The organism is Pseudophaeobacter sp. C1-32P7 (assembly GCF_041008775.1).
Lineage (GTDB): Bacteria > Pseudomonadota > Alphaproteobacteria > Rhodobacterales > Rhodobacteraceae > Phycobacter > Phycobacter gallaeciensis_A.
In genome coordinates, this window is the sequence record NZ_JAXGFR010000012.1 from 132,359 (window position 1) to 147,163 (window position 14,805).

The 14,805-nt window shown below is 60.5% G+C and carries 17 protein-coding genes; 6 read left to right on the top strand and 11 right to left on the bottom strand.

Annotated features, from left to right (window positions below; translation table 11 throughout):
• Positions 1 to 155 precede the first annotated feature (155 nt).
• The 4 genes from SM763_RS17015 to fabD form a co-directional block, all read right to left on the bottom strand.
• Positions 156 to 899 (bottom strand): 1-(5-phosphoribosyl)-5-[(5-phosphoribosylamino)methylideneamino]imidazole-4-carboxamide isomerase, encoded by a 744-nt coding sequence (locus SM763_RS17015; RefSeq protein ID WP_065273473.1) that lies wholly within the window; start codon positions 897 to 899, stop codon positions 156 to 158.
• Positions 900 to 1,069: 170 nt separating this feature from the next.
• Positions 1,070 to 1,303 carry an acyl carrier protein gene (locus tag SM763_RS17020; protein ID WP_065273474.1) on the bottom strand — a complete coding sequence of 78 codons (234 nt, stop codon included), beginning with the start codon at positions 1,301 to 1,303 and terminating at the stop codon, positions 1,070 to 1,072.
• A 421-nt stretch (positions 1,304 to 1,724) separates the two neighbouring features.
• The gene (gene fabG / locus SM763_RS17025; RefSeq protein ID WP_065270419.1) at positions 1,725 to 2,462 is read right to left on the bottom strand and encodes a 3-oxoacyl-ACP reductase FabG; all 738 of its coding nucleotides are present in this window, start codon (positions 2,460 to 2,462) and stop codon (positions 1,725 to 1,727) included.
• A gap of 188 nt (positions 2,463 to 2,650) precedes the next feature.
• A complete protein-coding gene (gene fabD, locus SM763_RS17030; RefSeq protein ID WP_368999270.1) occupies positions 2,651 to 3,583 on the bottom strand; it encodes an ACP S-malonyltransferase in 933 nt (310 codons plus the stop codon).
• 188 nt (positions 3,584 to 3,771) lie between these two features.
• On the opposite strand from fabD, the gene SM763_RS17035 reads away from it, so the two are divergent.
• A complete protein-coding gene (locus SM763_RS17035) occupies positions 3,772 to 5,028 on the top strand; it encodes a cytochrome b/b6 domain-containing protein (RefSeq protein ID WP_368999271.1) in 1,257 nt (418 codons plus the stop codon).
• Between the two features lie 375 nt (positions 5,029 to 5,403).
• On the opposite strand, the gene SM763_RS17040 is transcribed toward SM763_RS17035, so the two are convergent.
• Both SM763_RS17040 and SM763_RS17045 read right to left on the bottom strand, forming a co-directional pair.
• Complete coding sequence (locus tag SM763_RS17040) at positions 5,404 to 5,979, bottom strand: YceI family protein (protein ID WP_274834298.1); 576 nt, start codon at positions 5,977 to 5,979, stop codon at positions 5,404 to 5,406.
• Positions 5,980 to 6,172: 193 nt separating this feature from the next.
• Positions 6,173 to 6,700, bottom strand: coding sequence for a hypothetical protein (locus tag SM763_RS17045; RefSeq protein WP_274834300.1), 528 nt, complete (start codon positions 6,698 to 6,700; stop codon positions 6,173 to 6,175).
• Positions 6,701 to 7,021: 321 nt separating this feature from the next.
• Between SM763_RS17045 and rpsF the strand changes: the two genes are divergently transcribed.
• From rpsF to SM763_RS17070, 5 genes are all read left to right on the top strand, one after another.
• Complete coding sequence (rpsF, locus tag SM763_RS17050) at positions 7,022 to 7,375, top strand: 30S ribosomal protein S6 (RefSeq protein ID WP_065270423.1); 354 nt, start codon at positions 7,022 to 7,024, stop codon at positions 7,373 to 7,375.
• A gap of 28 nt (positions 7,376 to 7,403) precedes the next feature.
• Positions 7,404 to 7,631 carry a 30S ribosomal protein S18 gene (gene rpsR, locus SM763_RS17055; protein WP_005982441.1) on the top strand — a complete coding sequence of 76 codons (228 nt, stop codon included), beginning with the start codon at positions 7,404 to 7,406 and terminating at the stop codon, positions 7,629 to 7,631.
• Between the two features lie 11 nt (positions 7,632 to 7,642).
• The gene (rplI, locus tag SM763_RS17060) at positions 7,643 to 8,266 is read left to right on the top strand and encodes a 50S ribosomal protein L9 (RefSeq protein ID WP_065270424.1); all 624 of its coding nucleotides are present in this window, start codon (positions 7,643 to 7,645) and stop codon (positions 8,264 to 8,266) included.
• A 146-nt stretch (positions 8,267 to 8,412) separates the two neighbouring features.
• Entirely contained in the window at positions 8,413 to 8,775 is a 363-nt protein-coding gene (locus SM763_RS17065; protein WP_274829187.1) for a hypothetical protein, read from the top strand.
• Between the two features lie 678 nt (positions 8,776 to 9,453).
• Entirely contained in the window at positions 9,454 to 9,918 is a 465-nt protein-coding gene (locus SM763_RS17070) for a lytic transglycosylase domain-containing protein (RefSeq protein ID WP_274829185.1), read from the top strand.
• Positions 9,919 to 10,018: 100 nt separating this feature from the next.
• Here SM763_RS17070 and tig read toward each other — a convergent pair whose 3' ends face one another.
• From tig to SM763_RS17095, 5 genes are all read right to left on the bottom strand, one after another.
• On the bottom strand, positions 10,019 to 11,350 hold the full coding sequence (gene tig / locus SM763_RS17075) for a trigger factor (protein ID WP_065270427.1): 1,332 nt from the start codon (positions 11,348 to 11,350) through the stop codon (positions 10,019 to 10,021).
• A 219-nt stretch (positions 11,351 to 11,569) separates the two neighbouring features.
• Positions 11,570 to 12,511 carry a porin gene (locus SM763_RS17080; protein ID WP_368999272.1) on the bottom strand — a complete coding sequence of 314 codons (942 nt, stop codon included), beginning with the start codon at positions 12,509 to 12,511 and terminating at the stop codon, positions 11,570 to 11,572.
• Positions 12,512 to 12,544: 33 nt separating this feature from the next.
• Entirely contained in the window at positions 12,545 to 12,688 is a 144-nt protein-coding gene (locus SM763_RS17085; protein ID WP_368999273.1) for a hypothetical protein, read from the bottom strand.
• A gap of 513 nt (positions 12,689 to 13,201) precedes the next feature.
• On the bottom strand, positions 13,202 to 13,756 hold the full coding sequence (locus SM763_RS17090) for a hypothetical protein (protein ID WP_368999274.1): 555 nt from the start codon (positions 13,754 to 13,756) through the stop codon (positions 13,202 to 13,204).
• Between the two features lie 97 nt (positions 13,757 to 13,853).
• Positions 13,854 to 14,774: a LysR family transcriptional regulator gene (locus SM763_RS17095; RefSeq protein ID WP_274834308.1), complete on the bottom strand. Its 921-nt coding sequence runs from the start codon at positions 14,772 to 14,774 to the stop codon at positions 13,854 to 13,856.
• Positions 14,775 to 14,805 lie beyond the last annotated feature (31 nt).

Below are 14,805 nucleotides of genomic sequence, written 5' to 3' on the forward strand. Positions count from 1 at the left end.
AGCCACCAAAGAAAAACACCCTACGGCCTGCTGCGCCGAAGGGTGTTTTCATTTCTTTTCAGCAGACTAGGCGACTGACCTATCACCTTGGTAGCCCGGAGCATCCGCCGCCGGAGCCCGCAGAGCGCCGAAATAACGACCGCGTCATCGGTGCTTTAGCGAAATTCCGCGACGGGTTCGGGTTGCGGACGGGCGGTTTCCAGCGCTTCCTCAAGCGTCAGCGTCTTGCGGAACAGCGCCCGCCCGACCAAGGCACCGGCAATATTGGGGATGTATTTCAACCGCGAAATGTCATCCACGTTGCGCACCACGCCGCTGGCGATGACCGGCGCTTTCGCCTCGGCTGCTAGGCCGGAAATCAGACCCAGCTGCGCCTCGACCTCGGACATGTCGCTGTCGATATCGGTGACCAGGATTGCCGCGAAAGGCGCGTTTTCAAAGGCGGCGATATAGGCTTCGGGAGAGAACGCACCGGATTGACGCCAGCCTTCGGTCATCACCTGCCCCTGCCAGACATCCACCGCGAGCACGATCTGATCGGGGTGTTGCTTGGCCAATTCGCTGACCAGCGCCGGATCCCGCGCGGCCAGGGTGCTGACGGTGACCCGCCCGGCACCAAGGTCGATCCAGTGCTCGACCTGCTCGCGGCTGCGCAGGCCACCCCCCAGTTGCACCGGAATGCCGACGCTGCGGATGATTTCCTCGACCAGCGCAGCATTGGAATCATCGCCCTGCACCGCATTGAAGTCGGTCAGATGCATCCATTCCGCTCCGGCGGCCGCAAAATCCTTGGCCGTCTTGACCGGATCCACATGCCAAAGAACCGGTTCCTCCAGGCGCCCCTTGTCCAGCGTTACGCAACCGCCGTTCATCAGCTCCATCGTGGGGTAGATCATCATGGCATAGGTCCTCCTAGCGGGTTGGATCAGGATATCGTCCCCAGCATACCACAGACTGGGAACGTCCATGATCACCTCGCCACAAAACCGTCCACCCTCCATGACGCAAAACGGCGCTTCCCGGTAGGAAAGCGCCGCCTTGGCATTCACAGATATGTGAATGACGTATCTTAGGAAGCTTCAGTGATGAATTTCACTGCGTCGCCGAAGGTCTGGATGGTTTCGGCTGCATCGTCCGGAATTTCGATTCCGAACTCTTCTTCAAAGGCCATAACCAGCTCGACCGTGTCCAGGCTGTCTGCGCCCAGGTCGTCGATGAACGAGGCATTCTCGGTCACTTTGGCTTCTTCAACACCCAGGTGCTCTACAACGATCTTTTTCACGCGGTCTGCGACGTCGCTCATATCCATTCCTCGTTTTTTCTTCAGGGCAATCTGCCCGGTTTTGCCCTTACCCGCTCGGGCTGGCGTGGTTTTGCCCGATCCGGGCGGTTGTGCCCCCGCCGGGCGGGGGCTGACCGAGACAGGGGTCAAACCCCTTCGTCAGCGGAAATATGGGCCGCCTATAGCACAGACGCGCCCAGAGGCAAACGTTTTCGCGCCGTTCCGGGTGATCCAGAGAACGGGTTAAAACGCGTGCTGCACTGGCAAATGGAGGTTGTGGGGAACGCCCACAAGCCCCGCGCCGCGGATTTCACCATAAAGTTTTTGTTAACAGATGCTTGTGAAGGAGATCACCTCTGACAGACGCAAAAAAGGAGCCCGAGAGGGCCCCTTTTTCATCATTCTGCAACGCCGCAATCCGGCGCGGCAAGGCTATTGCCAATCACAGCATCGCCATACCGCCATTCACGTGCAGAGTGCTGCCGGTCACATAAGCGGCCTCGGCGCTGGCAAGGTATAGAACCGCAGCAGCGATCTCTTTCGAATCTCCCATGCGGCCTGCCGGGATCTGGGTCAGGATCGCGTCCTTTTGGTTGTCGTTCAGCTTGTCGGTCATCGCCGTGGCAATGAATCCGGGGGCAACCGCATTGACGGTGATGCCCCGGTTAGCCACTTCATAGGCGAGGGATTTGGACATGCCGACCATACCGGCCTTGGAGGCTGCGTAGTTGGCCTGCCCCGGGTTGCCGGTCGCACCGACCACTGAGGAAATATTGATGATCCGGCCCCAGCGCGCCTTCATCATGCCGCGCAGCACGCCCCGGCACAGGCGCATGGTGGACGTGAGGTTCACGTCCAGAACGCTCTGCCATTCCTCGTCCTTCATGCGCATGAACAGGTTGTCCTTGGTGATGCCTGCGTTGTTCACGAGGATATCAACGGAGCCCATCGCCTCGGCCGCCTGTTTCGGCAGCGCTTCGACGGCATCGGCATCGCTGAGGTTACACGGCAGCACAAAGGCGCGCTCGCCCAGTTCCTCGGCCAGGGCCTTCAACGGCTCTTCGCGGGTGCCCGAAAGGGCAACAGTGGCGCCAGCAGCGTGCAGCGCGCGGGCGATATCGCCGCCAATGCCGCCGGATGCGCCGGTGATGAGGGCAGTCTTGCCAGTCAGATCAAACATGATGGGGTCCTTTGTATCTATGCGCCGGTTCGCTCAAAGGCAGTACAACCGGTTTCGAACAGGGCTTCCCAGACTTTGCCGCGGCATCGCGACATCTGGAGAAGACGGAGCGTGGTCGCCCGGGTGGGCGCAAACGCGCCCGCCTTGGGGCGGGCGGACGCGTTCCGTCGCTGGTGCGACGGATTGAATTATGCCTCAACCGCGGCTTTGACGCCCTCGGCGGTGCCGAACTGACGGCAGGTCAGGCTGCGATCAATCTTGCGGATCATACCGGACAGGGCCTTGCCCGCACCGATCTCCCAGAACTCGGTCACACCCTTGGTGGCCATCGCCTGCACGCTTTCGCGCCAGCGCACGGAGCCGGTGACCTGCTCGATCAGCAACTGGCGGATGGTGTCGGGATCGGTCACCTCATCAGCGCGCACATTGGCGATCAGCGGCACGGCAGGGGCTTTGATCTCAACGCCCGCCAGCGCCTCCGCCATCACATCGGCGGCAGGCTGCATCAGGGCACAGTGGAACGGTGCGCTGACCGGCAGCATCACCGCGCGCTTGGCGCCCTTTTCCTTGGCAATTACCGCGGCGCGCTCAACGGCGGCCTTGGAACCGGAGACCACAACCTGCGTCGGATCGTTGTCATTGGCGGCCTGGCAGACCTCGCCCTCAGCCGCTTCTTCGGCAACCGCCCGAACCGCATCAAGATCCAGCCCCAGAATGGCCGCCATGGCGCCCTCACCGACCGGCACGGCGTCCTGCATTGCAGCCCCGCGGGTGCGCAGCAGCCGCGCGGTATCGGCAACCGAGATCGCCCCGGCGGCGGCAAGTGCGGAATACTCCCCCAGGGAATGGCCGGCGACAAAGGCAGCCTTGTCGACGGTGATGCCTTCGGCCTCCAGCGCGCGCATCGCCGCCATCGAGGTCGCCATCAGCGCCGGTTGGGCATTGCGGGTCAGGGTCAGGGTCTCGATATCGCCCTCCCAGATCAGGCTGCTGAGGGCTTCCCCCAGCGCCGCGTCGACCTCATCAAACACCGCTTTTGCGGCGGGATAGGCCTCGGCCAACTCCTTGCCCATGCCGATTGTCTGGGCACCCTGCCCGGGAAACACGAATGCGACAGTCATCAAAGACCCCATCTTTATTTGCCATTTCAGCCGGTTTAGACGCAGCAGACCCTGCGTACAAGAGATCTGCGCCCGATGCCGCGTCAGCGCACCTGCGCTGTGCACCGGTTGACAGCTGCCTGCATTGCATGCGCGCACCCGCACGGTAGGCTGTAATGGTATCCCGTACCCAAGGAGGGTTTGTCCCCGTGTCCCGCCGCAATTCTTTCTCCAGCTACGGCAGCGTTGCCAAAACGTTTCACTGGCTGACAGCCTTGCTGATCTTTTCCGCCTTCCCGCTTGGCTATTTTGCAAACGAGTTGGCGCATACCATCCAAAGCCCCGGATTCGACGGCGCGCAGGAAACCATTTCCCGCGCCACGCTGTTGTTTTCCCTGCACAAGACGGTCGGCGTTGCCGTCTTCTTTGTGGCCCTGGCCCGGATTCTCTGGGCGGTGACGCAGGAGAAGCCGGGGTTGCTGCACCCGGACAACAAGCCCGAAGCACTGGCGGCCGAAATCGTGCACTGGATGCTCTATATCTCTCTGGTGGCGGTGCCGCTGACCGGCTGGATCCACCACGCCGCGACAACGGGCTTCGCACCGATCCTTTGGCCCTTTGGCCAGTCCCTGCCCTTTGTCGCCAAATCCGAAAGCGTTGCCAGCCTATTTGGCGCGGCACATGGCATTCTGGTCTGGACCCTGCTGGCCGCGCTGGCCCTGCACGTGGCGGGCGCGCTGAAGCATCATGTGATCGACAAGGATTCGACCTTGCGTCGTATGCTGCCCGGATCCGGTGATATGCCCGTGCCCCCGGCGCAAAGCCACAGCGCCCTTCCTGCCCTTGCCGCCATTGTTGTCTTTGCAGTGGTCCTTGGTACCGGTGCGTTCCTTGGTCTCGACGACGACCAAACCGCCACAGCCACGCAGGCCGCAACCTCTGCACCGCAGCCCACCGCGAGTGCGGAAACCGAGACAGCAGATACCTCTGGCTGGCGCGTCGAGAGCGGCACCCTTGCCATCTCGGTTGTGCAGATGGGCAGCAGCGTAACCGGTCAGTTCGCCGACTGGAACGCCGACATCAATTTCGAAGAGCCCGCCGCGCCGGGACCGGCTGGCGATGTTTCCGTCACCATCTCGATCGCTTCGCTGACCCTTGGATCGGTCACGGACCAGGCGATGGGCCCGGATTACTTCGATCAGGCGACCTACCCAACCGCCACCTTCGAAGGTCAGATCGAAAAGACCGCGGACGGCTACCAGGCCGTTGGTCCACTCACCATCCGCGATCAGAGCGTGCCGATCACCCTGCCGTTCGAGCTGACCCTGGACGGTGACAAAGCCAGCATGCGCGGAGGCACAACCGTCAACCGGCTGGATTTCAATATCGGTCAGGGCACCCAGGACGAAGGCACGCTTGCCTTTGCGGTGGAGATTTCAGTGGAGCTGGAGGCAACCCGCAACTAACGCGATATTCCGCAGCCCCAAGCGTTTCCTTGCGCGGGCCACTCCGGTGGCCCGCGTTTTTGTTTGGGCCATCGACAACCGTATGCGGGTACAAAAGGACGGCAGAGCCTCCGCATGGGGGCGGCCCCGACAGGTAGAGCTTCCACGGTGCAATGAGGCCAACGGAATGAAAACCCGTACCTGTTGTCCTCCACGCCATAATCGGGGACGCAGCAGGGATCCTACGGCTCTCGCTGAGATGCCTCCCTGCCCGCGGCTCCTCCGGCCATCGCTAGAGCCTATTGAGCCCCCTAGAGCGCACCACACCAGCGCGCACAAAAAAACCGCCGGTCCCAGACTGGAACCGGCGGCGGATCTTACGATCGAGTCAGTAGCCTATTCAGCTTTCATCGCTTCGATGGAGATCTGAACCTGGACTTCATCGCTGACGTAAGGAGCGAATTTTTCCAGACCGTAGTCGCTGCGCAGCAGCGTGGTGGTTGCGTTGAAACCGGCCCAGGGCTTGCCCGCCATCGGGTGATCACCCGCCTGGTTCAGCTTGGCATCCAGCACGACAGATTTGGTCACACCGTTCAGTGTCAGGTCGCCGGTGATGTGCGCGGTGTTCTCGCCGGACACGTGGATCTCGGTGGAGGTGAAGGTCACCATTTCATCTTCGGTTGCCGCAAAGAAGTCATTGGACATGAAGTGATCGAAACGCGCCTGCCAGCCGGTCAGCATCGACATCACGGGCATCGACACGGAAACGCTGGAGGCTGCCGGATCTTCCTTGTCGAACATGATCTCGCCTTCAAACCCCGAGAACATGCCCCAAGTGGTCGAAAAGCCGAGGTGGTTGTAGTTGAACACCACCTGGCTGTGGCTGGAATCCAGCACGTATTTTTCAGGCGCGGCGACAGCGGCGGTGGCGGCGGCGCCGGTCAGGGCGGCGGCAAGCAGAAGGTTTTTCATCGTCAGAGGACTCCGTTGGAACGAATTTTGTATGCCCAACACCTGTGCCACCGGGAGACGAAATGAAACTGGCAATTTTCCACATTGTCTGTTCCTAACCGAACAGTTACCCGTGCCTCGGAAAGTTGTCTGTTTGATTGCAAGACCTTACCGAGCAACCGCGAAAATTCTGCGCCTATTTTTCAAGCGGTTTTCAGGTCAGCAGCGGCACAGATCCGCTGAGCTGATCGCGCAACAGGCTGCGGGACTGCACAGTACTCAGCGGCACCTCGAACAACAGGCTGCCATCCGCCTCGAACAACTGAACCGTGGCCGAGGTCAGCCGTGCTGCACCAAGGCTGTCGTAGCGGCGGCGCAGAATAATCCGGACCGCGCCTTGGCTATTGGTTCTCAGGACCCGCAATTCCCGCCGCACCGGATCGAAACACACTTCTGTGCCGGGCCGCAGGGGCCGTATGGTCAGCAGAACCATCCCCAGAAAGAAAAAGACCACGCAAACGCCCACCCGGATCACTTTGTCCCCCGGGTGCATCATTTCCGCGTTCATCATCCACAGCCCTGCCGCGCAGAGCAGTAAAGCCACGCCCAGCATCTGCAGCAGCATCCGCCGCATCGGCCAATTCGCTTTGAACCCCAGCACAAGCGACCCGCCCCTCATGGCGCCAGGGGCTGTGGCAAAGGATCCGGGAATGACGGGGTGCGGGATCTGGGCTAGGCGCATGGGGTCCTCACTGTAGCTGGCCGGGCAAACCGACGCTCGTTAATGCTTGATTAACCACGTTGAAGCCGATGAATGCGGCAGTATTTTGACCAAACCAAGGGGGTTTCCCGCACGCCACAGTGGCCTTAAGCATGTCCTTAGGCCGGGCCCCCAGTGATTGCAGGCTTAGCACTGCGTTTATCCCTTGCTCTTATCGGTAAAGCCTGTATATCGGGGCTTCCTTCCGCACGACATTCGATCCGCGCAGACTCTCGTGACAGGGCCGCGGAAGGCTACATCGCCCCGTCTATGAAATGCGCCTAGACACAAACAGGAGTTCGCATGCCCCTCTATGAGCATGTAATGATTGCGCGTCAGGACCTGTCCAACTCGCAAGCTGAAGGCCTCATCGAACACTTCGGTGCTGTTCTGTCCGACAACGGCGGTAAGCTGGTCGACCAGGAGTACTGGGGCGTCAAGACGATGGCCTACAAGATCAACAAGAACCGTAAAGGCCACTATGCCTTCCTGAAGACCGACGCACCGTCTGCGGCGATCCAGGAAATGGAACGCCTGATGCGCCTGCATGACGACGTCATGCGTGTTCTGACCATCAAGGTCGACGAACACGACGAAGGCCCCTCGGTCCAGATGCAGAAGCGTGACGACCGTGAAGGTCGCCGTGAACGCCGCTGATCAACGCTTGAGAAAAGGACGCTAAACCATGGCAGCCAAACCGTTTTTCCGCCGCCGCAAAGTGTGCCCCTTCTCGGGCGACAATGCGCCGAAGATCGATTACAAAGACACCCGTCTTCTGCAGCGCTACATCTCTGAGCGCGGCAAAATCGTTCCCTCCCGTATCACCGCCGTTTCGGCGAAGAAGCAGCGTGAACTGGCCCGCGCCATCAAGCGCGCCCGCTTCCTCGCCCTGCTGCCCTACGCCGTGAAGTAAGGAGACCTGACATGCAAGTTATCCTTCTTGAACGTGTGGCCAAGCTGGGTCAGATGGGCGACGTCGTAGACGTCAAACCCGGTTACGCCCGTAACTACCTGCTGCCGCAGAGCAAGGCCAAAGTTGCTTCCGAAGCCAACATCGCCTCTTTTGAAGCCCAGAAAGCGCAGCTGGAAGCGCGCAACCTGGAGACCAAGAAAGAAGCCGAAGCCCTGGGCGAAAAGTTCGACGGACAGCAGTTCATCGTGATTCGCTCCGCTTCCGATGGCGGCAACCTCTACGGCTCGGTCACCCCGCGTGACGCAGCCGACGTTGCCACCGAGGAAGGCTTCTCGGTCGACCGCAAGCAGGTCATCATCCGCGAGCCGATCAAGACCCTTGGTCTGCACGTGGCCGAAGTGCACCTGCACCCGGAAGTCATGGTCACCATCAAGCTGAACGTGGCCCGCTCGCCGGAAGAAGCCGAACTGCAAGCCTCGGGTAAATCGATCCAGGAGCTGGCCGCCGAAGAGGAAGCCGCTGCTGAATTCGAAATCTCCGAGCTGTTCGACGACATCGGTTCCGCTGCCTCCGACGATGAGGACGAAGGCGAAGCCGCTCCGGCCGCGACCGGCGACGAAGAGACCAACGCCTGATCCCAGCGGATCACAGCGAGAGAACACGAAGGCCGCGCCCCATATGGGCGCGGCCTTTTCCTTTGCCAGACAGCACACTGGCCATGATGGACCTTCCTGCCTACAGTGAATGGGTAAGAGATGCATTTGGACAAAGGAGAAACCCGATGATGCTGAGAACCATCGCGATTGCAGGGCTATGCGCCGCGACCCTTTCCGGATGCGACACGCCATCGGTTGACGCGCCCTTGTCGCTGGCCGGAACTCCGGGCCCGAACTATCAAACGGATCTGGCACAATGTCAGGCCTCGGCCCGTCAGATCGGACAAGGTCACATCGGAACAAGCGCCGCACTTGGAGGTGCAGGCGGTGCCTTGGTGGGGGCGACCGAAAATAGCGACAAGGCGCTTGTTGGCGCGATTGCCGGCGCCATGGCTGGTGCCGCCGTAGGCGACATCCAGGTCAAACAGGCCCAGCGTGACTACGTGATCCGCTGCATGCAGAACCGCGGCCATCCGGTGACCGGCTGATCGCGGATTTCCGCCACATGGGCTGATGAGGTCGGCGGGAACCAGCTGGGTCCCGCCCCCGGCAAGCGCGCCTGCTGCGCTGCGCGGGGGCCTTGCACGCCCTTTCAGTTCTCGGGCGGCGTCTGCTCTGGCGGGTTTGGCTTTGATTCAGCCGGTGCTTCAGCCAATGATGCGAAACTCATTTGCGCTGTTATTATGGACCGCTCAGCTTATTGGGACCGCGGAAAGTGGGAAACGGCCGCGGCCCCTTTTTACTGCTCGTTTACGGGCACCGCTACAGGCGAAAGCAGGGCACCCTTCCTGAGGTATTATTTTTGCCTCAATGCGCATGGGTATTCTGGCGTTTCCAGCGAAAATTAACAAAGCCTTATAAATTAGAATTGTTTGCACTTTTCCGCATATCGGCGGAGGCCTGCCAAAGCTGCCGACGGAAGGTGCGAATGGCTCGATAACGGGACTTTTGCGCGCCTGAAACGGGCGCTCAAACCCCTCTCAGCGGCCTTGCCCCCCTCATGGATCGGTGAAGATTTGCCGATGAAACAGCGCTGCGCTTCCGCCCGATTGTGGTCATTCTCAAGCATGACTAGTCTGCCGTGACGGATCCCCCTGTGCCCATCGCCTCCCCAGACGGAGCGCCCTTCACGGATCCATTCTGTTCCTGTTGCCCGGAGTTCCCCGATGCACCGACGTCATGTCTTCTCTCTGCTGGCCTTGCCGCTGCTTGCCGCGGGCTGCGGCTCTGCCCCTCAGGCCGTCAGCCGCAACGAGCCGCCACTGTTTCCAAATGAAACCCCGGACCTGCGCAAGAAGATCAATTACTGGTCCGACCACTACGAGGTGCCGCGCTCTCTGGTGCACCGGCTGGCGGTACGGGAGAGCACCCATCGCCCAACAGCCGTCAACCGGCCCTACTACGGCCTGTTGCAGATTCTGCCCGCCACCGCGCGTTCGATGGGCTTCAAAGGCAAGCCACAGGACCTGTTGGACGCAGACACCAACCTTGAATTCTCGGTGAAATACCTGCGCGGCGCCTGGCTGCTTGCCGATGGTAGCGAGGACACCGCCGTCAAACATTACTCGCGTGGCTACTACTACGAAGCCAAGCGCCGCGGCATGCTGAAGGAAACCGGCCTGAGGACCTGAACCGGCTTGCGGTGTCCATGTGGCCCGCACTCCCTGTACCAGAATGAAAAAGGGCCGCCCCTGACGGGCGGCCCTTTCAACAACTACTGGAGAGAGAGGATTACTCCTCGTCCAGCTCTTCAACAGCTTTCTGCAGATCGTCTTTCGAGACTTCTTTCTCGGTCACGGTCGCCTGATCAAAGACGTGGTCGATGACCTTGTCTTCGAAGATCGGCGCACGCAGCTGCTGCTGCATCTGAGCGTTCTGCTGAATGAATTCAAAGAACTGGCGCTCCTGACCCGGGTACTGACGCGCCTGCGCCATGATCGCCTGGGTCATTTCCGCGTCGGTCACTTCAACCTCTGCCTTCTGGCCCAGCTCGGCCAGCAGCAGGCCAAGGCGCACGCGGCGTTCGGCCAGTTTGGTGTGCTCTTCGGTCGCTTCGATCTCACCGTGGTTGTGGTCGTGGACGTCCGGGTTGTCCTCGTGCCACAGTTGGTGCGCGATCTGCTGTGCTTCGGCCTCGACCAGCGACGGCGGCAGGTCAAAGGAGACCAACTCGTCCAGCTTGTCCAGGGTCGCGCGCTTCATCACGGCGCGGGCTGCACCAGCGTATTCCGCTTCCAGACGCTCACGGATCTGAGCCTTCAGGCCTTCCAGATCTTCGGCACCGAATTTCTTCGCCAGTTCGTCGTCGATCTCGGCGGCCTTGGGCGCCTTGACCTCTTTGATGGTGCAGGAGAACACGGCTTCCTTACCCGCCAGGTGATCGGCCTGGTAGTCTTCGGGGAAGGTGACGGTAACGTCTTTTTCCTCACCGGCCTTCACGCCGACCAGCTGCTCTTCGAAGCCGGGGATGAAGGAGTTGGAGCCGAGCGCCAGCGGGTAATCTTCGGCGGAACCGCCTTCGAAGGCTTCGCCGTCAACCTTGCCGACGAAATCGATCACGACCTGATCGCCATCTTCCGACGCAGCGCCCTCTTCGCGGGCTTCGAAATCCTTGGCGGTGTCGGCCAGGTTCTGCAGCGCTTCCTCGACGGCTTCGTCTTCGGCTTTGACAACCATTTTCTCAACCGAGATGACGGAGAGGTCGACTTCGGGAATCTCAGGCAGTGCCTCGTAGGACATCTCGACGTTGACGTCGTCGCCTTCTTTCCAGTCTTCGTTGGTCATCTTGACTTCGGGCTGCATCGCCGGACGATCACCGCTGTCTTCGAAGTGCTTGTTCATGGCGCCATCGACGGCTTCCTGCATCACTTCGCCCAGCATACGCTGACCAAACTGCTTGCGCAGCAGGGCCATCGGCACCTTGCCCTTGCGGAAGCCTTTCAGCTCCACTTCGGGCTGCGCTTCTGCCAGCTTCTCGTTGACCTTCTCGTCCAGCTCGGCGGCTGTGACAGTGATGGCGTAGCCGCGTTTCAGACCTTCGTTCAGCGTCTCGGTGACCTGCATCCTATACCTCATAGAGATTCGGGGCGCGCGCGCAGGCTCCGCCCCCAGACAATTTGAGGCCTTCTATGTGTCTGGGGCCTTCGGTGCAAGAGGCATTGCCCGCTTCGGTGCGACATTGGGCAGGTTTATGAGGGTTTCGTTGGGTGAAACCGACCCCGAAATGAAAAACACGCCCCGCGGGGCGTGTTCTCGTCTTTTGGCAGTCCGGATACCCGGGACTTAGAATTTCCAGCGCGCACCCGCCAGGATCACGTTGCTGTCCTGGTAGTTGGTCGCGGAAGTGTCCGCATAGGAATAATCGCGGTAGGCCAGATAAGCTTCGACGTTGTACTTGTCGACTTTCTGAACGGCTGCGATGCTCCAGGATTCAGCAGAATCGCCCGAAGTAACCATGTCCGAACCATCGTAGTAGTCGACGGAGACGGAGGTGGAACCAGCCGAAATCAGGTTCGCGCTGTAGCCCAGTTTGGCGTAGGCATAGCTGCCAGCAATGTCACGCTCGCCTGCAGCAACGGTCAGCGACAGGCCGGTCGGCTTGTGCTCGACGCCGAAGGAGCCCGCGACGTCACGGATGTCTGCCTTGCCGGTTTCCTCGGTCCAGGCTGCGCCCAGAGCTGCGTCGAACCCGAAATCACCCAGCTCGTCGTTGCTGTAGCGCACAGCGACGTCATAGGTTTCGCGGTCGTTGTTGGTTTTCAGGATGTCGGTACCGTAGGACGCCGAGAAGGTGAAACCGTTGAAGTTCACGGAGTCATAGCGCACACGGCCAAGACGGCTGCCGTCATAGTCCTTGAAGGCGTCGCCGACGGACACAGTGCTCAGAGCACCACCTGCGGTGCGGAACGCATATCCGCCAGCCGGGTCGGCAACCGCTGTGCCAGCAGCCAGACCGGTGCCGGAGGCATCGGCGAATGCAATGCCGTCAGACGCCATCGAGCCCTGACCAGCCGAGAAACGGCCGTAACGCGCGGTATCGAATTGGAAGTCCACGTGGCGCAGGTTGGTACGGGACCAGCTGACGTTGTCGCCCTTGGACGTCTGGTTGACGCTGCAGGACGAGCGCAGACCAAATGCGGTTTCGAAGGCGAAGGTCAGCGTGTTTTCGCCATAGGCCTGCTTCAGGCGGAAGCCGATGCGGGAGTTGGAGCCGGAGTTGTCCACGAGGCGGCTGTAGGTTTCCGCGCCATCATCGTACTACTGGAAGGCCGGGTCGAACTGGCCGTACCAGGTAAACGACCCGCCGGTGCTGTTTTCATAAGTCGGGCCTGCAAATGCAGGAGCGGCAAGCATCGCAGCCACAGTGGCAGCAATGGCTCTGGTTGTGAGTGTGGTGGTCATAAAGATGTCTCCTGACGTTTCGACGCGGCACGGCAGCCCCATCCCCGGCGGCTGCACCTCATACGTTGATTACCAAGGGCGTCTTCGCCGCAGCATCCTTGAAATTCCGGATGGACTGACGGCTGGAAACCCACGGCATGAACTGCGCGGAATGTTGCCAATCGCGCCCAGTGCCCGGCACCTTTAGGCCGATATCGCGTCTGTTTATGTGAGGAAGATCACACATCGCATGCGCTCAGCGCATTCCTGCCTTGATGGAAAAGCAGAGCTCCTCGCGACACATCAACTGTGCGTTATCACACTGAAAAATATCACGAAAAAGTAATCTCCTCCAAGGCCCGATTCAGCCCCGCCTCACCCCGCCAGACCGTCTAAGGGGAGATGCCATGAGACGTGCCCCCAGGTCGGCCCCATGCAAACCCTGACCGCAAATAAAAAGGGGGCGGAGGCCATTTCCATAGCCCCCGCCCCCGGCATGTCATCTGACCCGATCGGGCCCGGTTAAGTCCAGCGCTAGATCCGGTCTGCCTGCGACAACACAAGCGTGCCGAGATCGCCCCCCCGGACCAGAGCGATCGGCGCGCGTGGCGGTGCCGCCTGCTCCGCAGCGATATCCTCTATGTCGTCAAGAAAGCTTTCCATAGCTTGGGTCGGCTGGCCAAAGGCCTTGGACATCTTCAGCTGGTCGCGGGTCACCTCAATCAGGTCCATCTTTGCGTTGCTGTTTCCACGGGAAACCTCATATCCGGACTGCGCGAAGTCCTCTTGTAGATGGGCCTGGAACGCCGCGCCCTTGGTCGTCAGCATCATAATAAACTTCATGTCGTCGAAACCTGCCGCCACCAATTCATCGGCCATCTGGTCAATTTCCTGCGGGGAGATATCGCTCAGGTCGTAGTTAGCGAAGATTGCATCAATCGCCTCTGCGTCAGGCGACTGCGGTGCAACATGGCTGGCAAAATCTTCTGTTTTCGCCTCTTTGGCCCCCCCTTGCCCCGCCAGAACATTGACAGACCTTGTGCTCGCCGGTGCATGGGTGGCAATCGTTGAAACCTGTGCGTAGCTCATATTGAAAACCTTCTGCCATTCAATGAACCGCACACTCAGCCGATATGGTAAAAACCCCCTAAAGCGCGCGGGTATAATCGGCGATTTTCCAAGAAAATTATTGTCCCGCCACAGAGGAACCCACGCCAGCCGCCCCGGGTCCTTCCCTCAGCTGCTGCAGAAACGCCTCGGCAGCCATCGTGGGCTGCTTTCCCTTTGGCCAAGCCACATACCAATGACGCATAATCGGAAAGGACTTCACGTCTAGCTCCGTCAGATAGCCATGGCGCAGCTCCAGCGCGACGGTAGCCCGGCTGAGCACAGACCAACCGAGGCCCGCAATCACCCCTTGTTTGACGGCCTCATTGGCGCCCAACTCCAACCGCACGGCGGGGGCTTTCCCTGCCTCTTCGAAACAGCGCTCGGCCGCCAGCCGGGTGCCTGATCCACTTTCCCGGGTCAGGAATGGATAAACGGACAGGTCCGCCACGCTCAGCCCCTGCCGGGTGGCCAGAGGATGATCAGGCGGCGCAATGACGATCAGCGGGTTTTCGGCAAAGCGTTCCACCTCGGCAGCCATATTTTGCGGCGGCGTGCCCAGAATATAAAGGTCATCCGCATTCTGAGCGAAACGGGCCAGGATTTCCTCGCGATTGCAGACGGTCAGGGCAACCTCGATCCCGGGATAGTCGCTGTTATAGGCCCCGATGCGGGCGGGGATGTCGTACTTCGCAGTCGACACAACCGCCAGCCGCAACCGTCCCCGCGCCATACCGCGCAACTCCGCCAGGCGCATGTCCAGATCCTCGGCCTCGCCCAGCATGCGCTGCGCCGACAACAACACCACCTCTCCCGCCTCGGTCAGGAACAGGGTCTTGCCCATCCGCTCGATCAGCTTGTGACCGGTCTGTTCTTCCAGTTGACGCACCTGCGCAAACACGGCCGGCTGCGTCAGATGCAGCGCCTCGGCAGCGCGAGTGTAGGAGAGGTGCTGCGCAACCTCTTGAAATATCTGCAATTGTCGAAGGGAATATCGCATGTATACAGAATACCTTATTCTGAAACTAAAA

What these genes read in the sequence shown, in the direction of transcription:
- SM763_RS17015 (WP_065273473.1), bottom strand. Translation starts at nt 899, where the DNA reads ATGATGATCTACCCCACGATGGAGCTGATGAACGGCGGTTGCGTAACG.
- SM763_RS17020 (WP_065273474.1), bottom strand. Translation starts at nt 1,303, where the DNA reads ATGAGCGACGTCGCAGACCGCGTGAAAAAGATCGTTGTAGAGCACCTG.
- fabG (WP_065270419.1), bottom strand. Translation starts at nt 2,462, where the DNA reads ATGTTTGATCTGACTGGCAAGACTGCCCTCATCACCGGCGCATCCGGC.
- fabD (WP_368999270.1), bottom strand. Translation starts at nt 3,583, where the DNA reads ATGACTGTCGCATTCGTGTTTCCCGGGCAGGGTGCCCAGACAATCGGC.
- SM763_RS17040 (WP_274834298.1), bottom strand. Translation starts at nt 5,979, where the DNA reads ATGAAAAACCTTCTGCTTGCCGCCGCCCTGACCGGCGCCGCCGCCACC.
- SM763_RS17045 (WP_274834300.1), bottom strand. Translation starts at nt 6,700, where the DNA reads ATGCGCCTAGCCCAGATCCCGCACCCCGTCATTCCCGGATCCTTTGCC.
- rpsF (WP_065270423.1), top strand. Translation starts at nt 7,022, where the DNA reads ATGCCCCTCTATGAGCATGTAATGATTGCGCGTCAGGACCTGTCCAAC.
- rpsR (WP_005982441.1), top strand. Translation starts at nt 7,404, where the DNA reads ATGGCAGCCAAACCGTTTTTCCGCCGCCGCAAAGTGTGCCCCTTCTCG.
- rplI (WP_065270424.1), top strand. Translation starts at nt 7,643, where the DNA reads ATGCAAGTTATCCTTCTTGAACGTGTGGCCAAGCTGGGTCAGATGGGC.
- SM763_RS17065 (WP_274829187.1), top strand. Translation starts at nt 8,413, where the DNA reads ATGATGCTGAGAACCATCGCGATTGCAGGGCTATGCGCCGCGACCCTT.
- SM763_RS17070 (WP_274829185.1), top strand. Translation starts at nt 9,454, where the DNA reads ATGCACCGACGTCATGTCTTCTCTCTGCTGGCCTTGCCGCTGCTTGCC.
- tig (WP_065270427.1), bottom strand. Translation starts at nt 11,350, where the DNA reads ATGCAGGTCACCGAGACGCTGAACGAAGGTCTGAAACGCGGCTACGCC.
- SM763_RS17085 (WP_368999273.1), bottom strand. Translation starts at nt 12,688, where the DNA reads ATGACCACCACACTCACAACCAGAGCCATTGCTGCCACTGTGGCTGCG.
- SM763_RS17090 (WP_368999274.1), bottom strand. Translation starts at nt 13,756, where the DNA reads ATGAGCTACGCACAGGTTTCAACGATTGCCACCCATGCACCGGCGAGC.
- SM763_RS17095 (WP_274834308.1), bottom strand. Translation starts at nt 14,774, where the DNA reads ATGCGATATTCCCTTCGACAATTGCAGATATTTCAAGAGGTTGCGCAG.